Source organism: Psychrobacter sp. KH172YL61, from assembly GCF_007182895.1.
In the GTDB taxonomy this organism is placed as follows: domain Bacteria; phylum Pseudomonadota; class Gammaproteobacteria; order Pseudomonadales; family Moraxellaceae; genus Psychrobacter; species Psychrobacter pacificensis.
In genome coordinates, this window is the sequence record NZ_AP019516.1 from 1,304,588 (window position 1) to 1,329,621 (window position 25,034).

Here is a 25,034-nt window from a genome sequence, read left to right on the forward strand (position 1 = left end):
GCAAGTCCAATTAATCTTTTTTTGATCTCCTCACTAAATTTAGAAAAACGAATGCACTTAGTAAATTTGACAAGCAAAATTTATAGCTTTTCCTGTCTGACGATGAACCACGTATATCTTGAGTAAATCGATAGTAATCTAGATCAAGCACCTTTTGATTCGTCACCAAAGGAAATACAGTTTTGCTAATGCACTGTTGTTCAAGAGCAAGTACAGATACAACACTTAGGATAGCTACTGATTCATGATCTTTAGTTATTTTTTGAATTAACTCGTCTAGATTCGCACCCGCTTCTAACTGCTCAAAACACCACTTTTCTAAGGTCATAAATGCTGATGACAATGTATCATTTATCCAGTATGGACGTGACCAAATATATTCTTTCTCATTGCCCCAGAATGCTTGAGATCCCCAAGGAAATTCTAATGTAATAGGAATTGGTGTGAGCTTTTCATCTGATAGCTCATGAAGCTGTCGCCAAGCCTTATTAGCATGGTTTGATAGCGCTGTAATTAGTCTTAAGCCAGAGTCGGGAGCATATTTTAATAATGAATGGAATGGCTCTTTGATTGGAGAGGAAGGATAGAAGCCAATAAAGTCACTGTTAATAGCAAGGCTTTTCCAGTCACTGTCGCTAACGACTTCAGTTGGAAATGGACTTAAAAACATTGCTCTACGTTGAAGTAGTTTTTTGCTTATCAGTAAGCTCTTCTTGTGGAATGCTATTTAATTCCAACCAATACTCTTGAGATCGTTTTCGTTCTTCACAGTCACGTTTATATTTATCTAATGGTAATTCACACAATAATTTTTTTTAAGCAAAACTCAACAATTAGGTCAGCATGTTTTTGTACTATAAATCCAGATAATTGGATTATATGTTTGAAAATCTCATTAGGTATTTCATCTAGATCGAGTAGCCTATTCAAATAGGTTTGAATGAAAGTTGGATTAGAATTTGCTGAAACTATAATCAAATTACGTAGCGCATCTTTAAATCCTGTTATGTCATTAACTAATTGCCAGTTATGAGTACTAGGATGATCTTTTATCCCTTCGATTTCAGATAGCCAATCTAAAGCTATTTGTAATATTTTGGATGAAAACTCAATAACAACCTGTGAAGGCTGTGTAGCGTTTTCAAAATTTATTGCTAGGTTTTGAAAAACTTTAAAGACATCGACAACTCTTGGATATATGTTTTCTGGCAATGAAGGAGTATCTTCTAATATAAAAATAATAACTTGAAACCATAGGGTTAAATCAGTCGGCCACGCAAGAGAGGTAGCAACTTTTATATCTTTGGAAGTAGCAAGTATCAGCGGGTTTGGCTGTGTCTTTTCTGCTTGAAACCAAACCAATAACTTCTCATAGAGATCATAGTCGTTTTCAGCCAGTTTGCCTCTAAATTGACCACTGTATTGTGCTGTATTTGGATGGCTGATAGCACCTAATAGCCAAGCTCGCAACCATTGTGAACGAAGTGTTTTAAACTTTGGGTTTTCTATTGCTATAGACCACTCTTCGTCCTGGAGCTTCTGCTGAGCCAATAACTCAACAACTCTAGCAATAGCAGGAGGTTGACCGAACGCTTCAATTTTATCAAGCCATGCATCATCAGCTTCAAATAGGTTGTACAATAATGACCATTCAAAAAGATATCATGAGCAAAATCTACTATAGATTTTCTATTATCGACTCTAATCACACCGTCGCTGTTTAGTTCATCTAATTCCGAATTGCTATTAAGCGATCTTCTTTTACGGGCTTACTAAGATTTTTTTACCTTACGCTCAGCTAATTCTAGTAAAGCGTTCTGTCTATCTATAACTTTTTGACTCGTCGCACTATATCCACCACGTTTCCACCATTCATGAATCAAATCCAGTTCAGACTCTGGGGATGTATCGTTTGATAAACTTAGCGTAGATAGAACCTTTGCAAAAATGGAGTTCTAGTGACATGCTTCACGTTTTCAGAAGAACTAAAAAGTAAGCTTCTTAAATTTGGAAACTGTGTTGAGAGAATATTGGCTTCATTATCATCTAATTTATTGACAGTGACGTTACCAATTGAAGCCTGCTTAAGAACAGACCCAAGCCATGTTCTTAGCGGCTCTAGCCCTGTCTCACGTAAGGTAACGACTATTTTCCACTTTATTAACAATGGGTCATTTAAAATTAAGCTTATTAACTCTTCGATAATTGGTCGATGCTGATTGTCTACACGGTCAATACCATCAATAAATAAGATAGGTGTGCCTGCTGATTGAATTTCAACTAATAGATCTTTTAAATTATGAGTTGAAGGTATCCCAGAGCTTTGAGCGTATTGAGACCAATTTTTACCGACCAATTGATTAGACTTTAAAAACAACACAAACGAGCTATTCAAATAACCTTCAACTACTTGACGTAGCAGAGCCGACTTGCCAGTACCCGGCATACCAGTTATTTGAATAAAGCGTTTTGATTTAATCTTTTCAGTAAACTCTAGTTTTAAACCAGTCCTATCTAAACTATACCCATCAATATCGCTTTGAATTTGATGCAAGTAAGTATTCGTAAGCTCTTTTATCTTTGCAATCTGCTCTTCAAAAGTTCTACCTTCTTTGAGTTTAACCACCTTACTTAACTCGTGGACCAACCGAACCCTATCAAACTGACCCGCTTTCCCTGCAGACTCTCTTCCTAACTCGTAAACATAAGACCAGACCAATACGGGCGATACAATACTATTGGTAGGTAACTGTGATTGAATCTGCTGTTCTGCTATATGTGCATCAACTTCACCATCATGTAAGAAGTCAAACCTGACAATAATAAAATGTTTTAGAAAGTCATGCTTTTCAGTAGGTGCTAACGGGGCAGCAGAGAACTCATCCAATAGCTGATATACCACTTCTTTAATAGCTTTAATATCCGCACTGGCATTCCCATTAGTGCTAAACCGTTGCTCAAAGTGCTCAATATCGCCACTTTCAACAGCTATATGACAAAGAAACCCTAAATCACGAAATTTAGCAGAGGATATCTCATTAACCGCCACTCCGTACTTATCTACATCATCATTAAAACTAGCATCTTGGTAGCTGGCAAGGCTGTCACGAATAATATCTCTAAAGTTTTTATTGCTTTGAGCAGAGCTAATCGTGAGGTCACGTTTGACCTGTAAACTAGTGGTTCCAATTCGACCTGATGCATCTTTCCACTTTATTATGACGTCATCTAAAGGGTAGCCAAAGTCTCTTTGCTGGCCAGCTACATTTACTACCGTACCATCACAGCCGGGCGCACTCGCTTCAGCTAGTAATGCAGTTAAATAGAAAGCCATGACATGACCTTCATAGGTAAAGCCATCACCACCGGCAAGCTCTGGAGACTGTGAAGTGTTTTTATTTTTCATCTATACGAATCTTACCTCTGGCAGTGGGTCTGTTTTGGCTTCTTCAGTTATCCTTTTTAACTCACTGTTTGAATTATTTTTTAGTAATTCACGAGCAAGCTTTATACATTCAGATCTAACCGAAGTGACGTTAATGGCTAAATGACTGGTTGGATTTACGTTTTCGTAGGCTGAACCGCCCCGGTATTGTCGGAGACTTAACATTCTGAGAGAATACGACAATGAAAAGACAAACCTACACTCCTGAGATTAAAGAACGCGCCGTCCGTATGCTGATCGAAGCAGCAAACGACTATCCCTCCACATGGGCAGCCATTCAAGCCATTGCCCCTAAGATTGGCTGCACGCCTGAAACCCTGCGCTCATGGCACAAGAAGCATATAGATCAAACTATCCCTGCATCGGTACAAGCTCAAAGCCAAGAGCAACGTATTAAAGATCTTGAACGTGAGAACAAAGAACTCAAACAGGCCAATGAGATCATACGTAAGGCAGCCGCTTTTTTCGCCCAGGCGGAGCTCGACCGTCCACCGAAATAATGGTCACATTTATCGATGATCACAAGCAGAAATACGGGATCGAGCCAATCTGTAGAGTACTACCGATTGCCCCATCAACCTACCACCGTACTAAAGACTTGGAGAGTTACCCTGAAAAGCGCTCGTTGCGTCAGCAGCATGACGATTATTATATCAACGAGATTAAACGCATCTGGCAGGACAGTAAATGCCGTTACGGTGTTCGTAAAGTCTGGCAGCAGATGAAGGCAGATGGTATTCATGTGGCTCGTTGTACGGTAGAGCGTTTAATGAAGCAGTATGGTATGCAAGGCATCTGGCGCGGTAAGGGCAAGATCACCACCAATAGCCGTGATGACCAAAAATGCTCTGATGACCTGATTAATCGTAATTTTAATGCCCATCGTCCTAATCAGCTATGGGTAGCTGACTTCACCTATATAAAAACAACTAGCGGCTGGGTATATACCGCTTTTATTATTGACGTGTTTGCCCGTAGCATTGTCGGTTGGAAAGTATCTAATCGCATGAACACGGATATGGTTATGGCTGCGCTAAATCAGGCGATAGCAGACAGGAACAACCCCAAAGATGTGATTCATCACAGTGATCGCGGGGTTCAGTACTTATCCATTCGTTATACTGATAAGATGAAGGACTCTAGCATCATTGCCTCGGTCGGCACGACTGGTGATTCATACGATAACGCACTGGCTGAAACGGTTAACGGGCTGTATAAATCTGAGGTAATTGACTATTTAAAGGAGAATTGGACTGGCGTTAATGATGTTGAACTGGCAACCCTTGAATGGGTGGACTGGTTTAATAAAACACGTCTGCATAGCACGATTGGTTATGTGTCACCTTTTGAGTTTGAAAAGCGGTATTACGATATTTAACCCTGTCAGGCATCGCTGCCTGACTCAAGTAAATCACTCTCCGATATAGTCGGGGCGGTTCAGATAGTATTTTTAGAAGATCATTCCACAAAGGTAACTTACTATTTATATCACCACTACTAGCAGCGCTTCTACTAAAGCCAGAGCCTACCATTATAGCAGCGCCTTGATATGAAGTTTCATTTCGCCAAAGAGCTTCGGCGAGCTTTTTTAGTAATGGATAGTCGGGTAAGCTTTCAATACTCATAATGGCTACTCGTAAATAGTTAAATATTTATCATTATATTTAGTCAAACACAGCGTACCCGAAACTGAACGTAAAGCACGATCAAACAATGACTGCTCTCACAGCTATGACAGTCCAATTTATCATACTAAGAAGTATACTGCTTATAAAATAGAGTAGTAGTAAAACCCATCACAGAGAAGCGCTAATTGCGTTGGTTAAACTCTTGCAAACAATCATAGAGCTATTACAAATGAATATAGGTAGTGTAACTGGTCGCCATCACGGCTCGTTCTTACTAAATTAGTTGACGATATTTTTAGAGTACTCTTCTTGAAATGTTAGTAGGTTAGTAATATTTACTGATGATTTCATCTTGTGTCATGCCAGCAAGCCGACAATAGAAAGACTCTATTGAATTTGAAGCGTCTCTTAGTTGCCGCTGTGACACTTGGATATATTGTAGGGTAACATCATCGGTTGATTTAGCTTCACGGTGATTGAGCAAGCGTTTAAGGACTGGATAGCTGATGCTTGAGTTATTAGCTACCGTTCCAAAAGTGCGGCGCAAATCATGTGGTGTAATATACAAGTTTGTTTGATTACTTATGGCCTTATAACTACGGCTTAAATCTTTTATATGGTCATCGCTAGCTTTCAAGTTGCTCGGGAATACCCATTGCTTGCCAGCGCTTAATCTGAATCTTTCTTCAAGCAGAGCTTGTAAGATATCACTAGTAGGCATATGATAATTAGAACCATTTTTGTAGCTTTGAATACTATCCTGCCAGCTATAAGGTCGACGTCAGACCACTTTAAGGGCTGCGCTTCATTTAAACGCACACCAGTGAACATAAAAAGTAGCATGATATCTCGTGCATTATTGCTATGGGGCGCTTGCAGGTGTGAGCTTCTATCAACATAATTTAAAAGTGTTTTGAGATACATACCTAAATATTCTTCTTCAACATGTTTAGTACGCGGCTTAATTATATTCCAATCTTTCTTGGCGTTAAGTATGCGTACTGGTTGCTCTTTAATTAAAAAAGTCTTCGTTATCATCTAAAAAGCTATCACGACAATAATTCCAAACTGACCTTAGAGCTCTCATAGTTGCGTTAGCCTGAGCTTTACTATGCTTGCTTATCTCTTTATGCTTATCACTTATCATTGACTTAGATATATCATTTAAAGATATATCTAGCCAATCATCTAGCTTGTTTAGTATTTGACCATCATAAGTGTCAATAGTGCCTTTAGCTAAGCTAGTCTTTGCTGATTTAAAGTAGGTATATGCATCTCTCAGTGTTGGTACATTATTGGTCTTATCTTTCGGCTCTTCCAAGACCCTCATGAAGCCCGTCATAAACATGCAGACCTTTTTTTATATTAGCCATCATTATGCTGGCTTTTTCACGTGCTTCGGTTAGCGTAATCAAGTGCGTTTCTTCCACTTCATCTCTATATAGCTTTCCGTTAATACGCTTATGTAATGTATAACGTTTGGATTGTTTGCCCCACGCGTAGCGCAAAACCAGTTAACACATCGTCCATATAGATTTCAGTACCTTTAGCGGTATAGTCTACTGAATCTATAAATTTTTTGGTAAGTTTAACCTTCATATATCACCCATGCAGCAGTATATAACCATAGTGTTAGTAATATCATACTTTAATTACTATAAGGGTCAAAGTATCAAGATAGTATCAAAAAACCAACTAAGTCCATGCGTTCGCATAAATTTTAGATTAATAAAAAACCCTTACAAGTCAATGACTGTAAGGGTTTGAATATGGTGGGCCCAGTAGGACTTGAACCTACGACCAAAGGATTATGAGTCCTCTGCTCTAACCAACTGAGCTATGGGCCCTAACGTTAGACGCACAATGATACCTGATTTTTTGAATTTTTCAAGTAAAAGATGGCAAGTAACCAATAAATTTTTAATCGGTTTAAAAGCGGATTAAAAGCCACTACCAGCCATAGTCAGGCTACGCCCCCATCGATTGTGATAATTTCACCTGTGACATAATGCGCCTGTACCAAGTACAGTACACTATGAGCAATCTCCTCAGGTTTACCGATTCTTTGCATAGGGATTGAATCGATAATATTGGTTTGTTGTACTTCATCCATGGCTTGGTCGCCATTGGGGTCGGGTAAGATATTGACGCCAGGTGCAACACCATTGACGCGTATGTCTGGTGCCAGCTCTAACGCTAGCGACTGAACCATCATTCGATGCGCAGCCTTTGCCATGTTATAGACCGTATAATTGTTAAACGGTCTATCATGCGCGTGAATATCCAATAAGCTGATAATACAGCCTTGCTGATGTTTGAGATAGGGCAGTAGCGCTTGGCTCAATAGTAAAGGCGCCTTGGCATTGGTTAGAAGTAATTCATCCCACTGCGTATAATCAATGTTACCAAGCGGGCTTGGGTAGAACCGTGATGCATTATGTACCAGTACATCTAGCTGCCCAAACGCTTCCATGATATTTTTAACAAAATTCTCTAACGCTGCACCATGATTGACTACTGCCAAATCCGCAACAATAACCACTGCGCTATTAGCACGGCTTTTGTTAAATTGGTCAGCTAAGCTATTAGCTTCTTTTCGCTACGATGACAATGGATAATGATACGGTAGCCTTGAGTGTGCGCTGCTCTGATAATTGCCGCACCGATGCGCTTAGCGCTACCAGTTACCAGCATCACCGGAGGTTGGGTGTCAGTATTCTTTGATAGCAGAGTGTTAGGTTCTTGGTTCATAGTGACAATGTTTTTTAAAATGCTTTTTAATAGGTGTCATGCGCTTGTAAGTGTTCAATTCTGCTTTGACGTAAGGCTGCTCCGATGGCTGGCCCTTTAAGATCTGGTGCAATATCTGTCATACCGATTGCATGAAAGCTATTTAGTGCTAGCATCATCTGACGGTGCTGTGTTGCCAGCTGTAAGACGTGACTGCAGACAAGGAGCTGTGACAGCTTATCTGGCTCTTTATGAGCACCACAAGCTTGTATAAGGTCAATCTTTTGGCAGCGCTCAGACTGTTTATCATGCTCAGCGTTTCGGCTTGCTGAGCGAATAGGATAGCAAACTGCGTATGCGCTTTGGGGACTTTAGCTTTATTACCGGTATCATTGATATCTCTTAGCGCTTTTGATTGGTCAGATTGGTCATGCGTATGTTCATTATTAAATAGTGACGGGGTCAGGCTGACCATTAACAGTGCCCAACGCTGTGGCAAGTTTAGGCGCATTTGGCCTGCAAAATATAATGCTGTCTGAACCGTCTCTCGTATATGAGTGTCCTCCCAAGCATCATGCAATGGGGCAAAGTACTCTGTAAGCGCACCAATCTCAAACAATTGCTGCCAGTATACTTGCGGTGATAGTTGCATCGTTGCACGGCTCGACTCTTGCCAGATACGTTCCGCACTCAAATGAGCAAGCTCTCCTGAGTTGACCAGTTGACGCATTAGGGTCAAGGTGTCTTCCGCAATGGTAAAACCCAAATCATAATAACGCCCGTAAAATCGAGCCGTCCTCAGCACTCGTAATGGGTCTTCGCTAAAAGCGCCAGACACATGGCGCAGTATGTGACTCTCTAAATCTTGTAATCCTCCGTAATAGTCAATGACATCGCCACTGACAGGGGTATCATCGGTGAGACTCACAACCTCGATAGCTATTGCATTGATGGTCAGATCACGGCGCTGCAAATCCTCTTTTAAACTAACATTAGGACTGGCATGTACGCTAAAGCCTTTATATCCTGAGCCTTGCTTGCGCTCTGTACGTGCAAGGGCATACTCTTCATGAGTGGTGGGGTGCAAAAACACAGGGAAGTCCGCACCTACTTGTTGAAACCCTGCATCAAGCATCTCTGAGACAGTTGCACCAACGACGACGAAGTCTTTATCTTTGACAGGTTGTTGTAATAGTTGATCTCGAACCGCACCACCCACAAGATAAATTTGCATAAAAGCCTCTTCTTATTGAACCGATATCAGCGGCCCAATCGCAATAAATCAAAAAACCGCCCATGCGTGATGTGCATTGGCCGGTTTTAGTATAGCAAAAGGCCCTGCCAATGGATGACAGAGCCCTTTTGAATCACATAATCATACGAAGTAGGACGTCTGATTATTTTTCGCTTTCTAAATCTTGTGCTTCAGTCACAGTCAATGCCGTCATATTGACGATACCGCGAGCAGTCGCTGATGGCGTCAAGATATGTACTGGCTTATTCGTACCTAACAAGATAGGTCCAATAGACGCACTGCTGGTTGCCGTTTTAAGTAAATTAAAGGCAATATTTGAGGCGTCAAGCGTTGGCAAGATCAGCAAGTTCGCAGCGCCTTTTAGTGGGCTTGATGGCATATCGTTTAGGCGGATATGTTCATTCAGTGCGGCATCTCCTTGCATCTCGCCTTCAAAATCAAAGTCGACATTCATGTCAGTTAGTAGCTCATGAACCTTGCGCATTTTGACCGCGCTGGCAAGATTTGAAGCGCCAAAGTTTGAATGAGAGACTAATGCAACACGTGGCGTGATACCAAAACGGCGGATTTGATCGGCAGCCAGAACGGTCATCTCAGCCAACTGCTCAGCGGTTGGATCTTCATGCACGTACGTATCAGCGATAAAGATGTTGCGATCTTGCATCAATACGGCATTCATCGAATAAAAATCATTGATGCCTTCTTTTTTGCCAATGACGCTTTCGACATACTTTAGGTGCATCTGGTAGTCACTAAAGGTACCACAAACCATACCGTCAGCATCACCGTTGTCAACCAATAAAGAACCAATCAACGTGGTTTTACGGCGAACATCACGACGAGCAAGCTCGATACTCACGCCGCGGCGCTTGTTTTTCTCGTAGTAGCCCTGCCAGTAGTCTTTGTAGCGAGGATCATCATCTTGGTTGACGATCGTGATGTTTTCGCCATCTTTTAGACGTAAGCCCAACTTATTGATGTGATCGTTGATGACTGCTGGACGACCAACCAAGATTGGCTGAGCCAAGCCTTCATCGACGACCACTTGTACGGCCAATAAGATATTATTGTCTTCGCCTTCACAGTATACGATACGCTTTGGCGCAGACTTAGCGCGTGCAAAGATAGGCTTCATAACAAACGCAGAGTTGTAGACAAACTCAGACAGACGCTGACGATATGCCTTCATGTCTTCGATTGGCAGTGTCGCTACGCCTGAGTCCATTGCCGCTTTGGCAACCGCAGAGGCAATCTCGATGATTAGGTTTGGCTCTAGTGGGCCAGGGATTAGGTAATCACGACCGAAGCTTTTCATCGTCTCGATGTTTCTGACGTTGGTCGTAGGGGTTGCTTCGACGTGTGCCATGGCAGCGATGGCTTTTACGCAAGCGACTTTCATCTCTTCGTTGACGGTTGTCGCACCAACGTCCAAGGCACCGCGGAAGATGTATGGGAAGCATAGTGCGTTGTTTACTTGGTTTGGATAATCTGAGCGACCAGTTGCCATGATGACGTCTGGACGTACCGCATGTGCCAATTCTGGCATGATTTCAGGTGTTGGGTTGGCAAGTGCAAAGACAATAGGATCTTTTGCCATACGGCGAACCATATCTTCTGATAGAGTACCTGGCATAGATAGACCTAAGAACATATCCACATCGTCCATCACTTCTTCGATAGAGGTAGCGGTTGTCTCACGAGCATAACGTTGTTTGGTTTCATCAAGGTTTTCACGACTAGTGCTGATAATGCCACGTGAATCTGAAACAATAATGTTGTTTTTATTAACACCAAGCGCGCAAATGATGTCTAGACAAGAGATGGCGGCTGCACCTGCACCTGAACAGACAACTTTAATTTCTTCGATTTTTTTGCCAGTAATCAACAAAGCATTTAGCATGGCTGCGGCAACGATGATTGACGTCCCATGTTGGTCATCATGGAACACAGGAATGTTCATGCGCTCACGTAGTACGCGCTCAATTTTGAAACATTCTGGTGCTTTGATGTCTTCTAGGTTGATACCACCAAAAGTAGGCTCAAGGGAGGCAACCGCTTCGATGAATTTGTCTGGATCATTTTGAGCAATTTCAATATCAAAAACGTCGATACCTGCGAACTTCTTAAATAGAACGCCTTTACCTTCCATGACTGGCTTCGATGCCAATGGACCGATATTACCCAGACCCAATACAGCAGTACCGTTAGTGATAACACCAACGAGGTTATTACGTGCCGTGTATTTAGACGCAAGTTTTGGATCTCTTTGGATCTCAAGACAAGGTACAGCAACACCTGGAGAGTAGGCGAGTGCTAAATCACGTTGGTTGGCTAGCTGCTTAGTAGGGGTTACCGAAATTTTACCTGGGCGTGGAAACTCATGGTAATGTAAGGCAGCTTGTTCAAACTGCTCTTTTTCTGTACTGAGGTTATCCGTATTCGAAGTGGTATCGTCATTCATAATAATTGCCATGGTTGGAATAAATTGGAATAAATTAAATGGTGATAAAAAACAACGTCTAACCCTCCAAAGATCATTGAATGATAATAATTGAAAGGGATAAAGACGTTAAACGACTCACGACCATCAGAATCATGGTCGACGATCAAAGATCAGGTCAAAAAAGCAAACCAGCTAAAATATTCATTCTAGCATTATTGCCAATTCACTGCCTAGTCAACAACGGTGAATTGTGCGAATAATATAATAAAATGATATTCGTTATTTATCTCGTTGATAATGCCAAAAATGCAGTTGGATATCAACCTTAATTTCATAATATTTCAAAATATTACAGAATTGAAAAGTGTTAAAGCGGGCAACTACTAAGATGAGCAGCTAATAGGCATCTGCGGTGTATCCGGTGCAGGCGCATTAGTATCTAGATCATTAGCGATATCTTGCACGCTGTAAGGATTGTCTAATAAGCGAAACACTCGATCAACTTCTTCAAACTGACCTTGCTCTGCGGCAGTAATCGCACGCTGCGCCATGCTATTACGAAGGACATAGACAGGATTAGTTGTCTGCATACCGTTAACTACCTGCTCAAGTGACAGCTGCTCGATCTGTGCCAGATAACGTGTTGACCAGTCTTGCCATACTTGCTGCGCATCACCGCTTAATTCGGTGGTCATGGTAACCAGTAGCTTTTGCTCATAAGGATGATCTGCTGGTGCGACCAAACCGAGTAGGGCGCGGAAACTATTGGTATAGTCGAGCAAATTGTCTTCTAATAGTGTCAACCATTCAAAGGCCAAGCTGAGGTTTTCTCTTTGATGCGGTAGGCCAAGCTTGCGGCACAGACCTTGCTGATAATGCTGCATAAAGGTTGCTTCATAAGGCGCTAAACACTCAGCGAGCGTCTCACGAGTAACGCCTTCTAGGCGCATAAAGTGTGGCAGCCAAACGTTTAGGTTCCAATGCCCGATAGCAGGTTGATTCTGATAAGCGTAGCGACCCGTATGGTCTGAGTGATTATTAATCCATGCAGGATTGAAGCGCTCCATAAAGCCAAACGGCCCAAAGTCCAAAGTACTGCCTGTGATAGATAAGTTATCTGTGTTCATCACACCGTGAGCAAAGCCAATCAATTGCCAATCAGCAATCATACGGGCCGTACGTTCAACCACTGCGGTCAAGAAAGCTAAGACAGGCGTTTCGCTATCGCGGCACTCTGGATAGTAAGTGTCAATCATATAGTCAGTGAACTCACCCAGTACATCAGGGGCAAAGCTGGCAATCCATTCGACATGACCGAGACGAATATGACTATCAGCCACACGCATCAACGCTGCACCTGCTTCGATACGCTCACGGCGTACTCTCGTATCAGATACCACAAACCCCAAAGCGTTAGACGAGGGGGATGCCAAGCTGCGTCAATGCATGACCGCAAAGGTATTCGCGAATAGTACTACGTAAGACTGCGCGTCCATCACCCATGCGCGAGTAGGGCGTCAAACCAGCACCTTTAAGATGCAAGTCTTGTGGCTGTCCATCAACATCGAGTACCTGCGCCATCAATAAACCGCGTCCGTCGCCCAATTGCCCAGCCCACTGTCCAAACTGGTGACCGGCATAGGCCATCGATAATGGTTTGAAATCAGCTGGCACGTATTGACCGCCCAATATCTCAACCCAATTGGTCATCAGGTCCTCGTCGTTTGCCCAACCTAACTGCTGTGCAACTTGAGTGTTGAAGTGACCGACACGAGGATTGTCTAGTGGCGTCGGTGGCTGCTCATGATAAAGGCGCGTGTCTAGGTTGACGTAAGTGTTTTGATAACGCATACAGGCCGTTTCCATTAAAATATAAAAGTGAGAATGTCACTATAGCATAGCTCTCATATGGCATCGTTGCACTCTGTCCGTCTCTTGTAATATCTAGCCAAAAAATAAAACTAGCTACTTTGGGTGAGCTGAGTTTAGTGGATTATAGTCGAACCACTATTAAAGTGTTACAGCGTTAGACTCGTTTAGCCTACTACTGTAGTACTTGCACTCTGATGTATGCTGAAAAAACGGACAAAAATATTTGGTAAACTTGTAATCTAAACAGGAGTTTACCATGAGTAAGAAAAGAGTAGAATACAGCGACACCTTCAAAGCCGAAGCCATCGCCAAAATCAAAGAAAATAACGGCAACATCAGTCAAACGGCTAAGGAGCTAGGGATACCCATGAACACACTAGCGAACTGGCACAGGAAAGCAGAAAGCGGCGTACTTGCAGGCACACAAAACTATAACCCTGAACTCATAGCCGCCTTGGATGAAATCAAAGACCTTAAAAAACAACTAAAAATCGCTCAAGAAGAACGAGAAATTCTAAAAAGGCAACGGCGTACTTTGCCAAGAACCAGTAGCCAAGTACGCCTTTATGCAAGAGAATCGATTAAAATACTGCATACAACGTATGGCGACCCTATTTGAAGTCAGCCTATCAGGCTACTATGACTGGCTAAAGCGAGGCATCAGCAAGCGAAAACAGCACCACAACCGCTGTGAATTACTGGTCAAATCCGCTCACATGGATACCAAAGAAAGCTACGGTCATGAACGCTTACATCAGCATTTAACTAACCAAGGACATGACATCAGCCTTTACATGGTGCGACAAATTAAGCAAGAACATAGTATTTACTGCAAGCGTCACAAGCGATTTAAAACGACTACTGACTCAAATCACAACAAGCCTGTTTATCCAAACTTGCTAGAACAGCAATTTGACGTGGTAGCACCCAATATTGCCTGGGTCAGCGATATAACGTATATCTGGACCAATGAAGGCTGGTTATATCTAGCAGCGGTCAAAGACTTGTATAGCAAAGAAATCGTGGGCTATGCCCTAAATAAACGCATGACCTCTGATTTAGTATGCCAAGCGTTAAACAATGCCATCAAGTATAAACGACCCGCTAAAGGGCTTATCGTGCATTCTGATAGGGGTAGCCAATATTGCAGTTATCAGTACCGCCAAATCATTCAAAAGCATGGCTTAGCTGGCTCTATGAGCCGAAAAGGCAATTGCTACGATAATGCCCCGATTGAGAGTTTCTGGGGTCAGCTAAAAAATGAGCTGATTTACCACAAGGTCTATGAAACTCGTCAGCAAGCCATCGCTGATGTTACAAGATATATTGAGATTTTTTACAACCGTCAACGGATACAAAAGGGTTAGGATTTAAGTCGCCTGCTCAAGTATTCCAAGACTTTTACCGTCAGGCTGCCTGATGAAATCTACCAAGTGTTTTTCTCCGTTGTTGACAGCAGAGGTCACTCGTCTGCCTTGTACCACTTTTAGTATTGATTGACTATAGTTGGTTACTGTCTCTAGGTTGGAGGTTGCAACGATTGAGCCTATATATTTCATCATTTACTACGAGGATAAGATTATTAAAAGTAGAGGTAGTGACATAAACCATAAATTATAAATTATAAACAAAAAAATCCCCCTATCTAGGGCAGATAGAGGGAAGGAGAAACCTGACAATTACGATAGCTTATAAAAACCAGTTAGGCGGCTTTTTGCTGATACCAATAGAGCGAAAAGCATTTTTCAAGTTATTGTTATGCTCAAGAATTTTTTGCTCAATCTTAGCATAATCATGCTTCAATTTATCATCAGCCTCGTGCAAGCGATCAGCGAACTCTGTCTTTTTAAGTTCAATTGTTTTTGCTTTTAGCGCTTGCCACTCTTCAACTGTCTGCGTAAAGGCATCATATTCAAACTTAATGCGATCTTGGAAGCTCTTCATCGCATGAGTTAAGTCAATACCGCCACCAGTCGCGGTATCGATTTTCTGCTGAGCTGCTTTAAATTGCATTTGAACTTCGGCATGCTTGATGGTCGTATCATCGACCGTGCGCAGATCAGAGGTCAACCCAAGTTTTGATAAGCCAGCAATCAACCATTTGGTTGGATCATACTGCCACCATTTTACGCCATTACGATAGTCGTACTGGAAGAAGTGATGGTAGTTGTGATAACCCTCACCCCATGTAAATATCGCTAAAATGAAGTTATCACGAGCAGTATTGGTATCGGTATAAGGACGGCTACCAAACATATGACATAATGAGTTAATGAAGAAAGTAAAGTGATGCGTCAATACCAAGCGCAGCAAACCTGCCAACACAAGCGTGCCCCAAACATCACCCAACAACCAACCAACAGCCGCGACCAAACCAACGTTGGTGGCTAGTACCCATAGGCCATAATATTTATGCTGTATCTGTAGGACTTTGTCTTTGGTCAAGTCAGGAATGTTTTTGTAGTCAAAGTTGCCGCTAGGATAGTTACGTAGCATCCAGCCGATATGGCTGAACCAGAACCCACGTTTTGCTGAGTACGGATCGTCCATTACATCATCGACATGACGATGATGAACACGGTGACCTGAAACCCAGTCAAATGCAGACCCTTGTACCGCTAGGGTAGCTCCTAGCAATAAAAAAGTTTTTGACGATTGGATGCGCTTTGTAAGCACGGTGCGCCAACAGGCGATGATAACCGGCGGTGATGCTAATGCCAGTCCATACCATAAAGGCACCAAATACACCCCAGACAGGAGCGCTTACATCATGAGTAAACAAATACCATGGTGTAATGATAGCAGCAGCAATCGGCGTCGTTACCAAAAAAAGTCGCTGGAATCCAGTTGATTGGCGCTTTTGTAAATTCAAACTCACGCATATCAATGCTTTGCTCTTTTGTCAGAACATCCGTTTGCTCAGAAGCGTTAGCGTAGTTGCGTTTTGCCGTAGGCTGCTCGTCAAGAGCCATTTGCGCTTTCTTTCATCAAAACGAGTCTTGAAACGCGTGACTTGAGTGCTGGCGTTCTTTACAAAGGTATCGCCAGATTTGATAGCGAAACGTAAGCCTTTAAGCGGTAAGCCAAGTGCTTTTTTTGCAATCATATAATATCCCTAACGGTATTAATTTAAGTCCCCATAGTACCTGAAAAATCATATAAAGTGAACACTTATACACTATAAAAATATTGCTAAATAACAATAACTTGTATGAATTATAGACTGTATGAGTCAAAAATGCCGATAACTTGTCAGGCATTAAGGGGAAGTGTAAGTAACGCTATAGATATGTAGGGACTGTAAGGGGTGAAAAAAGAGATTTATCTAAAAGTGAAAAAATATGGATAGACAGTTCAAGGTAATAATAAATGACGTGGAAAGTCAGTAATAATCACGTCGGTATTCCAGCTTATAAGCTGTTCAATCGTATGGACATCATTGACCGTCCAAGCGCTCACGGGTAGCCCATAACGGTGACTATGTTTGATAATGTCTTGGGTTAAAAGCGGATAATGAATACCCAATTGAACGCAGCCAAGCTGTAGGGCAGTGTATGTCGCTTTTGCCAAGGCAGCTGGCGTGCGAATCAATAATCCTCGCGGTATGCGAGATAATAGTCTGTGGCGTTGCAACCGATTATGCAGCTCCACATCAAAGCTGGTCAGCACCACTGGTAAGCTGGCAAGCGGTGTATCGATAAGCTCTTGCGCCAGTGCATTTATCAATACTGCATAATTGGTTCGATTGTGCGTTTTAATCTCAAGCTCAATCACCCTAAATCCCTCTCAGTACAGGCGCTATATTGGCTAAAGTCATGATTGGCTGCCCGAATTGTAAGCGGCACTGAATCTCTGTGAGCCCGAGCTGATCAATACGCGACTGTTGACCGCACATACGCTCCAAATCATCGTCATGGAACACAATCAAGTGACCATCGGCATTCAGTTGAATATCAAATTCAACCCCTGCCAAGCCTTGTGAGGTTAGATTTTGAGAATACTTAAAACCTGAAAAGGTATTCTCTAAACTCTCTCCGCGAGCGCCACGATGACCTAATAAACGCGTGTTTTTAAAATTTACCATATCACATGACTACTGACTGATTTTACGACTCATCATATATTGTCATGACATCAACGTCTAATAGAATTTGTGGCGTGACCAATATACTTTGCGTCTGATGTTTCTCTAGTATTTGTTATGTTTTTGCAACCAAACGCAGGTTTTACCCATAATGAGGGGCGCTATTTGTATATCCATGGGCTACACTAATGACCATTTCAACCAAACACCGTATAATGATGTGGTTTTCAAATCTATCGCAGACCGTTAATGACACCATTGTTTTATAAGTCTGCCATGCAGTTTGAGTGTTAAATATTGTCCATCAGTGGCGGTAAGAACCAGTAAATTGGGAGTGAAGTAAATATGAGCGTAGCAAATATAAGTTTGAGCAAGTGGCATAAAGTGGCTGGAATCGGAATAGTATGTGGTTTGGCGCTTGCAGGCTGTGATCGCTCAGAGAAAGAAGATACTGCCGATACGGCAGAGATGACGGAACAAGAGCCAGTAGCGACCGAAAGTGCCGTCGCTCCTGCTATCAATTGTGATGACCCGATGGTACAAGACCGTCTCAAATCTGCTTTAAAAAATACACTCAACCAACAGGCACAAGCATTGGCTGCTAATTATGCCAATGATGCCGAGATTAGTCTAGAAAGCGGCGTTGTCACTGAAAAAATCAATGGCGTGGTTATCGATGTACAAAACGCTGCCATACTACAAAAAGCCAATGACAATGGTATGACAACGTGCCAAGCAAGTGTCAGCATGACATTGCCAAGTGAAGACTTGTATCAAGCCAGTCAAGTGCAAGCGGCTAACAATCAGCCAAGCCTGCAATCTCGTTTGGCGCAAGACAATATCCGTATCAATAACAATATGCTCGTTGATGACGCCTTTACTTACGTTGTCGGTACTCAAGGCGGGCAAGTGCGCACGCGTATTGCTGGACAGCCAGCGTTGATTACTGTGGTTTCAGATGTGATGGCAGGCTCTGTGTTGAAATCTGCGATGGATGAGGAGCGTGCTGAGCGACGTGCAGCAGCCCAAAGCAGTAACAATAATACTCAAGCAGCACCCGCTCGTCAGCAGCCTAGAACCATCACGCCAGTTGAGCCAATTCGTCCTACTGAACCTGCGACGCCGCCAACCATCAATAAACCGACCAGCAACCAAAACAGCTCGACAGAAAACAATCAAGCAGCGGCTACTACTGAGACCAAAAAACCAGTAACGCCAGCGACGCCAAAATCAGTGCCGAAAGATGAAACCATCGATATGGTCATCATTGAAGATGATAGCGCTACTTACTAATTTGCAATTTTATGAGTAGTTAGCAACTGGTAGTCGATAGATATTGCTAAGTAATAAAAACCCCGTAACATGAGTGCTGCGGGTTTTTTTATATTCGAAAAATCAACCTAGGTCAGAGGGTGCTAGCAATATTAGGTTTGATTCATTAGCGATTGTCAGCGAAGTTTTGCAAGACTTGACTGTCCCATAGTACTTCAGAGACTTGTTCGGGATCTGTACAAAAGCGCGCGGCGACAAACAACCAATCAGATAAACGATTGATAAAGCTGATGGCAGTGCGGCGTATGGCTGCTGGGCGCTGCTCCTGCAATAACACAGCTTGGCGCTCAGCTCGGCGACACACACTACGTGCTACATGCAACTGGCTCACCAGTACAGAGCCTGTGGGTAAAATAAAGTCTTTTAGTGGTGGCAGCGTGGTATTCATCATATCGATTTGTTGCTCTAGCCACTCGATATGGGTGGCATTGACGCCCTCATATTCTGGCATGGCAAGCTCACCGCCGATATTGAACAATAGATGCTGAATAATAACTAAGGCTTGAGAAAAATCCTTACTAATCGATTGGCCTTTGTTTCTTTGTAGTTGAGCACGCACCAGTCCGATATGTGAGTTGAGCTCGTCGATATCACCCATGACACCGAACAGATTGTCAGCTTTACTGAATCGACTGCCATCAGCCATACCCGTGCTGCCATCATCTCCAGTACGCGTGTATATTTTGCTTAATCGATTGCCCATCTTTATATCCTTAACGGTTTTTATGATTGAATGGTGGTAGTTGCCTGCTCATTGTAGTATTTTACGCCTGTTTTCGCTAAGATAATGGGTTACGTTAAAATTATAATCATATCATCGGTACGGCTTGCTTACTTGCTACGGCTGATATTTTCAATCTATTTATTTTATTTATGCTAAAAGGCTCTTTTATTATGACCACACCACTTGCAGATGCGATGTCTCAACTTGCTATTTATGACTCACTGACTGGCGGCAAGCGTCCGTTTGAACCGCTCAAAGCAGGGAAAGTGGGTATGTATGTGTGTGGTATGACCGTCTATGACTATTGTCATATCGGGCACGCTCGAATGATGATCGGGTTTGATATGGTGGTACGTTGGCTCACCCAATTGGGTTATGATGTCAATTACGTACGCAATATCACTGATATCGATGACAAAATTATTGCGCGCGCCGCTGAAAATGGCGAAGAGATTGGGGCGTTGACCCAGCGCTTTATTACAGCGATGCATGATTTTGCAGCCCTTGGCTGCTTAGTACCTGATGCTGAGCCGCGCGCGACTGATCATATCGATGATATGCAAACCATGATTGAGACGCTGGTCACAGGTGACTATGCGTATGCAGGCGACAATGGCGATGTCTACTATGCTGTTGATAGTTTTGCGAATTATGGCAAATTGTCTAAGCGCAATCTTGATGAGATGCAGGCAGGTTCACGTGTCGATGTCGAAAACGATAAGCGCAACCCATTTGACTTTGTGCTTTGGAAAGCGGCGAAACCTGATGAGCCGCAATGGGCGTCACCTTGGGGGCAGGGGGCGTCCGGGTTGGCATATTGAATGCTCGGCCATGTCGACCAAGTGCTTGGGCAATACCTTTGATATTCATGGCGGCGGTCACGACTTGCAGTTCCCGCATCATGAGAATGAAATTGCCCAGTCTGAGGCAGCGACGGGTTGCGAGTACGCGCGTAACTGGATGCACGTCGGGTTTATCAATGTTGACGGCGAAAAAATGTCCAAGTCGTTGGCTAATTTCTCAACCATTCGCGATGTTATAGCAAAATACTTGCCTGAAACGGTGCGTTTTTTCTTATTATCTAGCCATTATCGTAGCCAAGTTAATTTCTCTGATAGCGCATTAGATGAAGCTCATAATAGCCTAAGCAGATTATATAATGCGTTAAAACTGGCTGAACAGCAAAAGGGCAGACAATCGTAATCGATGACAACTTGACGAGCGAAGCTTATCGTACGGCTGCTGGACAAGATTTTATTAAAGCCATGAATGATGACTTCAATAGCTCAACAGCGATTAGTGTTTTATTTGGTCTGGCACGCGACATCAATAAAGCCATCAAAGCTGAAGAAGTCGAGACAGCATGGCAGTTGGCACAGCAATTAAAAGCACTGGCACAGGTGTTGAATATCTTACAACAACCTGTGCAGCAGTTTTGCAAGCGGTGATTGGTGATAAAGCAGAAGATGGTTTGACTGATGCGGCTATTGACGGATTGATCGTCGAGCGTGCCGATGCCAAAACCAACAAAAACTTTGCGCGTGCTGATGAAATACGCGAGCGGCTAAAAGAGGCTGGTATTGAGCTTGAAGACAGCCGCGCTGGTACAACATGGCGCCGCGCATAGATATATAGACGCTGTGCATCAGATTACATACGCATGCTAATAAATTAAGTCAGCTCACGCTGGCTTTTTTTTTGCAGAGTGCATTAGGTTAAAGCATACCGAATGCACTTTTTATATCCATTCCTTTTATATCCGTTCCTTTTGTAGACCAGTGGCTTTGAAAATATGAATACTCTTAAAAATAGTAATGCTGATGATCGTGGCATAGCAATGGATATTGACGGTGGTCACCGCCGCGATGTAGAGCGTAATAATATCCGCTACAATGCACTGCAGGTAGTTTTAGGGTTTCTTATTATAGCCATCAGCGCTATCTATATACCTGCCAGTGCAGCAAATGAGGAAGGCCGCTCACAAGTCGCTAGCAAACCTGACAATTTGGCTGAGTACGCTGTCCAACAAATAAATACAATCAAAGACGAAAATATTAGCGTCTCTGGTATTACCGAAGAGATATTTGATCCCACTGAGCGTAGCGCAGTACAGCAAGCAGGGACGTTGCAAGGTGATGTGGGACTGACAGGGGGAGTATAGCGAGAATTACTACTTACTCAACAAGCTCAATGTCGGGTTACCACCATTAGCTGAGCCACCAAATTTGGCGACGCCGCTTGCGACTTTGGGGTTTTTTCAATCTGCGGTGATGAAGCAGCAGTATGATTTGGCCGCTTATGCACTCAATATGAATCTGATTGATGAGAAAAACCAGCGTACCCGTTCGCTTGATTTGACCAAGCAGCTTGATTTTTTACTATCTGAAAAAGAGCTATACGTATTTGATGATATGCCCGATCGTCCTGATGGTCTGATTGAACCACCATTGGGTAACGATAGTAGTGTCATGGGTATCCCTAGACGCTCTATCCAGCTGGGTTATATCGAGTACCGAGAACGTCGTGTTCCTGTTTACTTGGAGCGGGTAAGGGTAGGTGATCAGGCGCCAGTTTGGATGTTCTCTGCGCAGACAGTGGGTAATATTGAAAATCTTTATAAACAATATCATCCATCGGAGTTTGAGCGTTATCTACCTACTTGGTTAAAATTCCAGTTTTTTGGTATTGCCTTATGGGAGTTTTCAGCGCTCATCCTGTTTTTCTTATTTACCATGGGCGTAGGTTGGATACTAAGTAAAAGCACGGAAAAACTCATCAGCCGTTATGTTGATAATGAAAAATACAACATCTCTGCTGGCAGTGCCAATGGCGTGGCAGATTTGGCCAATAAGCTAACCGTGCCTTTGACCTTTACCATCAGTTTTTCGCTCGTTTTTACCTTAGTTTCTGGTGGTTTTCCTTATCTAGATGCAGTGGCTTCATCAACCCGTCCGCTGATTTGGACGGGGTTGGTATTTAGTGCGATGTGGCTAGGCATTCGTACTATTAATTTTTTTGCCAATCGTTACCAAGACATGCAGATTGAAAACCTAGGAGAAGAGCATTTTGATAAAGTGCGCCGTCGTCGCACTTATGTGTCGATATTCCGCCGCGTTTTCATTTTTGTCATGATATTGGGTAGTATCTGGATAGGACTGAGTGAGTTTGCCAACATGGAAGGTCTTGGCAAAACCTTACTGACTTCAGCTGGTATTGCTGGCGTGGTTATTGGTATCGCCGCTCAGCCTATATTGGGTAACATCATTGCTGGGGTGCAGGTGGCAGTGACGCAGCCTGTACGGATTGGCGATAGCGTGATAATGGATGGTAATTTCAGCACTGTGGAAGACTTGCGTTACACTTATGCGGTACTCAAAACATGGGATGAGCGTCGATTAATTGTGCCGATGCGCCAGTTGATCACTGAAAGGGTAGAGAACTGGTCACATACAGAAGTGCATCAGACCTGTCCTGTGTTTTTATACATTGATTATGGTGCAGATATAAAGGCCATTCGCCAGCAGTTTATCTCAGTAACTAAAGATAATGAGCTTTGGGACAATGAAACTGAGCCCGAAATATTTGTTGTTGAAGTGACAGAAAACACCATTCAGCTGCGCGGTGCTGTTTCAGCAGTAGGTCCCATAGAAGCATGGACGCTTGCTTGCGAAGTGCGTGAGCAGATGCTTGGCTACTTGCATCAGCAGCAAAACAAGTATTTGCCGACAGAGCGTTTTACGTTAACAGAAAGTCTGTAACGTTCAAGGAGAGCTATTCGCTATAAAAAAGCGTCATTAAACATATAGTGTATGTTTATTATCGCTGAAGACGTATTTGTGTAAAATAATCTGACAAATATAGTATGTCAGAGAGGTGCTTATTTGTTATAATGTGGCGTTATTTTTATAGGATAACTGAGTGGTTAGCCATGTGTCAGCACTGTGTATGCAGTTGCAATAATTGATATGCCTAACTCTGAGCTCCTACCCATCAAAATAACCACCACTAGGGGTCTGTATGTTGCGAATTGTCGATGAAGCCTTAACCTTTGATGACGTTTTATTATTGCCAGCCTATTCTGAAGTTCTGCCAAAAACTGCCGATCTGTCTACCCGTTTGACCAAAAACATCACGCTAAACCTTCCGCTGATCTCTGCTGCTATGGATACCGTCACTGAGTCTGAAATGGCGATCACGATGGCTCAGCTTGGTGGTATGGGTATCTTGCATAAGAGCATGGACATCGAAAAGCAGGCCACACAAGTACGCCGCGTCAAAAAGTTTGAAGCGGGTACGGTTGTTGACCCAATCACCGTACATCCAGAGATGACGATTGGTGAATTGCTACGCTTGACGCAAGACAATAATATCTCAGGCGTACCTGTGGTCGAAAAGGGTACAGACAACGTAGTAGGTATCGTGACTCACAGAGATTGGCGTTTTGAGACCAACTTGTCATTGCCAGTTAGTCAGATCATGACACCAAAAGAGCAGTTGGTCACCGTACATGAAGGTGAGAGCAACGAGAATATCAAAAAATTGCTACATGAGCATCGCATCGAAAAAGTCATCGTTATCGACGACAACTTCCGCTTACGTGGTTTAATTACGGTCAATGATTTTGCCAAAGCCGAAAACAATCCAAATGCGTGTAAAGACGAGAAAGGTCGTCTGCGTGTTGGTGCAGCGGTTGGTACAGGTGCAGACACGCAAGCACGCGTCGAAGCATTAATCGCTGCTGATGTTGATGTGATCGTAGTGGATACGGCGCATGGTCACTCAAAAGGCGTAATTGAAAAAGTCTCTTGGATCAAGAAAAACTATCCGCATGTTCAAGTTATCGGTGGCAACATCGCAACAGGCGAAGCGGCACTTGCACTACGTGATGCTGGCGCTGATGCGGTAAAAGTCGGTATCGGCCCTGGATCTATCTGTACCACGCGTATCATTGCCGGTATTGGTGTACCACAAATATCAGCTATTGATAATGTTGCTAGCGCATTAAAAGACAGCATCCCATTAATCGCTGATGGCGGTATCCGCTACTCAGGTGACATGGCAAAAGCGATTGCGGCTGGTGCATCGTGCATTATGGTAGGCTCACTAATGGCTGGTACGGAAGAGGCACCAGGTGAAGTTGAGCTGTTCCAAGGCCGTTATTACAAAGCTTACCGCGGTATGGGTAGTCTGGGTGCAATGTCTGGATCAAACGGCTCATCGGATCGTTATTTCCAAGATGCCAAAGATGGCGTAGAGAAGCTCGTACCAGAAGGTATTGAAGGCCGCGTTCCTTATAAAGGACCTGTCGCTGGTATTGTCAACCAATTGGCTGGTGGCTTACGCTCATCAATGGGCTATACAGGCTCTGCGACTATCGAAGATATGCGCACCAACCCACAGTTTATCAAAGTCACATCAGCAGGCATGAAAGAGTCGCATGTTCATGATGTACAGATCACGAAAGAAGCGCCGAACTACCGTGTAAACTAATCGGTATTTTATAGCTCTGCACTGTTTGAGA

The 25,034-nt window shown here is 43.1% G+C and carries 17 protein-coding genes, 1 tRNA gene, 5 pseudogenes and 1 other annotated feature; of the genes and pseudogenes, 7 read left to right on the forward strand and 16 right to left on the reverse strand.

All coding sequences use genetic code 11. The features are described 5' to 3' along the window. Positions 1–10: 10 nt before the first annotated feature. The 3 genes from PKHYL_RS07025 to PKHYL_RS07035 all read right to left on the reverse strand — a co-directional run bounded on the left by PKHYL_RS07025 (position 11) and on the right by PKHYL_RS07035 (position 3,406). A complete protein-coding gene (locus PKHYL_RS07025) occupies positions 11–670 on the reverse strand; it encodes a hypothetical protein (RefSeq protein WP_240366345.1) in 660 nt (219 codons plus the stop codon). 128 nt (positions 671–798) lie between these two features. After that, positions 799–1,641, reverse strand: a complete 843-nt coding sequence (locus tag PKHYL_RS07030; protein ID WP_240366346.1) for a hypothetical protein — start codon at positions 1,639–1,641, stop codon at positions 799–801. Between the two features lie 280 nt (positions 1,642–1,921). Further along, positions 1,922–3,406 carry an NACHT domain-containing protein gene (locus PKHYL_RS07035; protein WP_240366347.1) on the reverse strand — a complete coding sequence of 495 codons (1,485 nt, stop codon included), beginning with the start codon at positions 3,404–3,406 and terminating at the stop codon, positions 1,922–1,924. 221 nt (positions 3,407–3,627) lie between these two features. On the opposite strand from PKHYL_RS07035, the gene PKHYL_RS07040 reads away from it, so the two are divergent. Continuing rightward, positions 3,628–4,823, forward strand: a protein-coding gene (locus PKHYL_RS07040; RefSeq protein WP_240366348.1) for an IS3 family transposase whose coding sequence is annotated in 2 segments (ribosomal slippage) — positions 3,628–3,904 and positions 3,904–4,823 — 1,197 coding nt in all. Because the reading frame shifts where the segments join, the coding sequence is not laid out codon by codon here. Further along, positions 3,903–4,019 (forward strand) — a sequence feature (AL1L pseudoknot). It overlaps the preceding gene by 117 nt. A gap of 575 nt (positions 4,824–5,398) precedes the next feature. On the opposite strand, the gene PKHYL_RS07045 is transcribed toward PKHYL_RS07040, so the two are convergent. The 8 genes and pseudogenes from PKHYL_RS07045 to PKHYL_RS07080 form a co-directional block, all read right to left on the reverse strand. Then, complete coding sequence (locus PKHYL_RS07045; RefSeq protein ID WP_240366349.1) at positions 5,399–5,794, reverse strand: tyrosine-type recombinase/integrase; 396 nt, start codon at positions 5,792–5,794, stop codon at positions 5,399–5,401. 291 nt (positions 5,795–6,085) lie between these two features. Continuing rightward, a complete protein-coding gene (locus PKHYL_RS07050; RefSeq protein WP_240366350.1) occupies positions 6,086–6,394 on the reverse strand; it encodes a hypothetical protein in 309 nt (102 codons plus the stop codon). A gap of 449 nt (positions 6,395–6,843) precedes the next feature. Beyond that, a tRNA-Ile gene (locus PKHYL_RS07055) sits at positions 6,844–6,920 on the reverse strand. Between the two features lie 93 nt (positions 6,921–7,013). After that, positions 7,014–7,824, reverse strand: a pseudogene (locus PKHYL_RS07060) (pteridine reductase). Between the two features lie 26 nt (positions 7,825–7,850). Continuing rightward, entirely contained in the window at positions 7,851–7,982 is a 132-nt protein-coding gene (locus PKHYL_RS17395) for a hypothetical protein (RefSeq protein WP_269778294.1), read from the reverse strand. Continuing rightward, positions 7,979–9,037, reverse strand: a complete 1,059-nt coding sequence (locus PKHYL_RS07070) for a tRNA nucleotidyltransferase (protein ID WP_332835945.1) — start codon at positions 9,035–9,037, stop codon at positions 7,979–7,981. The genes PKHYL_RS17395 and PKHYL_RS07070 overlap by 4 nt, the downstream gene beginning before the upstream one ends. A gap of 163 nt (positions 9,038–9,200) precedes the next feature. Next, on the reverse strand, positions 9,201–11,519 hold the full coding sequence (locus PKHYL_RS07075) for an NADP-dependent malic enzyme (protein ID WP_093069872.1): 2,319 nt from the start codon (positions 11,517–11,519) through the stop codon (positions 9,201–9,203). A 365-nt stretch (positions 11,520–11,884) separates the two neighbouring features. Continuing rightward, a pseudogene (locus tag PKHYL_RS07080) lies at positions 11,885–13,352 on the reverse strand (protein adenylyltransferase SelO). Positions 13,353–13,629: 277 nt separating this feature from the next. On the opposite strand from PKHYL_RS07080, the pseudogene PKHYL_RS07085 reads away from it, so the two are divergent. Continuing rightward, positions 13,630–14,793 (forward strand): annotated as a pseudogene (locus PKHYL_RS07085) (IS3 family transposase). A 269-nt stretch (positions 14,794–15,062) separates the two neighbouring features. Here the strand turns inward: PKHYL_RS07085 and PKHYL_RS07090 are convergent. From PKHYL_RS07090 to PKHYL_RS07105, 4 genes and pseudogenes are all read right to left on the reverse strand, one after another. After that, positions 15,063–16,255 (reverse strand): annotated as a pseudogene (locus PKHYL_RS07090) (acyl-CoA desaturase). Positions 16,256–16,275: 20 nt separating this feature from the next. Continuing rightward, positions 16,276–16,479: a hypothetical protein gene (locus PKHYL_RS07095; protein WP_240366353.1), complete on the reverse strand. Its 204-nt coding sequence runs from the start codon at positions 16,477–16,479 to the stop codon at positions 16,276–16,278. Positions 16,480–16,727: 248 nt separating this feature from the next. Then, positions 16,728–17,147 (reverse strand): glycerophosphodiester phosphodiesterase, encoded by a 420-nt coding sequence (locus tag PKHYL_RS07100; protein ID WP_240366354.1) that lies wholly within the window; start codon positions 17,145–17,147, stop codon positions 16,728–16,730. A gap of 1 nt (position 17,148) precedes the next feature. Further along, complete coding sequence (locus tag PKHYL_RS07105; RefSeq protein ID WP_240366355.1) at positions 17,149–17,457, reverse strand: glycerophosphodiester phosphodiesterase; 309 nt, start codon at positions 17,455–17,457, stop codon at positions 17,149–17,151. Positions 17,458–17,823: 366 nt separating this feature from the next. Between PKHYL_RS07105 and PKHYL_RS07110 the strand changes: the two genes are divergently transcribed. After that, positions 17,824–18,750 (forward strand): hypothetical protein, encoded by a 927-nt coding sequence (locus PKHYL_RS07110; protein ID WP_240366356.1) that lies wholly within the window; start codon positions 17,824–17,826, stop codon positions 18,748–18,750. 145 nt (positions 18,751–18,895) lie between these two features. On the opposite strand, the gene PKHYL_RS07115 is transcribed toward PKHYL_RS07110, so the two are convergent. Continuing rightward, positions 18,896–19,492, reverse strand: coding sequence for a cob(I)yrinic acid a,c-diamide adenosyltransferase (locus PKHYL_RS07115; RefSeq protein WP_093069884.1), 597 nt, complete (start codon positions 19,490–19,492; stop codon positions 18,896–18,898). A 215-nt stretch (positions 19,493–19,707) separates the two neighbouring features. Here PKHYL_RS07115 and cysS point away from each other — a divergent pair. The 4 genes and pseudogenes from cysS (at position 19,708) to guaB (ending at position 25,003) form a co-directional block, all read left to right on the forward strand. Next, a pseudogene (gene cysS, locus PKHYL_RS07120) lies at positions 19,708–21,140 on the forward strand (cysteine--tRNA ligase). Positions 21,141–21,305: 165 nt separating this feature from the next. Further along, positions 21,306–21,674 (forward strand): hypothetical protein, encoded by a 369-nt coding sequence (locus PKHYL_RS07125; RefSeq protein WP_240366357.1) that lies wholly within the window; start codon positions 21,306–21,308, stop codon positions 21,672–21,674. 64 nt (positions 21,675–21,738) lie between these two features. Next, on the forward strand, positions 21,739–23,271 hold the full coding sequence (locus tag PKHYL_RS07130) for a mechanosensitive ion channel family protein (protein ID WP_240366358.1): 1,533 nt from the start codon (positions 21,739–21,741) through the stop codon (positions 23,269–23,271). 259 nt (positions 23,272–23,530) lie between these two features. Then, positions 23,531–25,003: an IMP dehydrogenase gene (gene guaB / locus PKHYL_RS07135; RefSeq protein ID WP_186474353.1), complete on the forward strand. Its 1,473-nt coding sequence runs from the start codon at positions 23,531–23,533 to the stop codon at positions 25,001–25,003. Positions 25,004–25,034 lie beyond the last annotated feature (31 nt).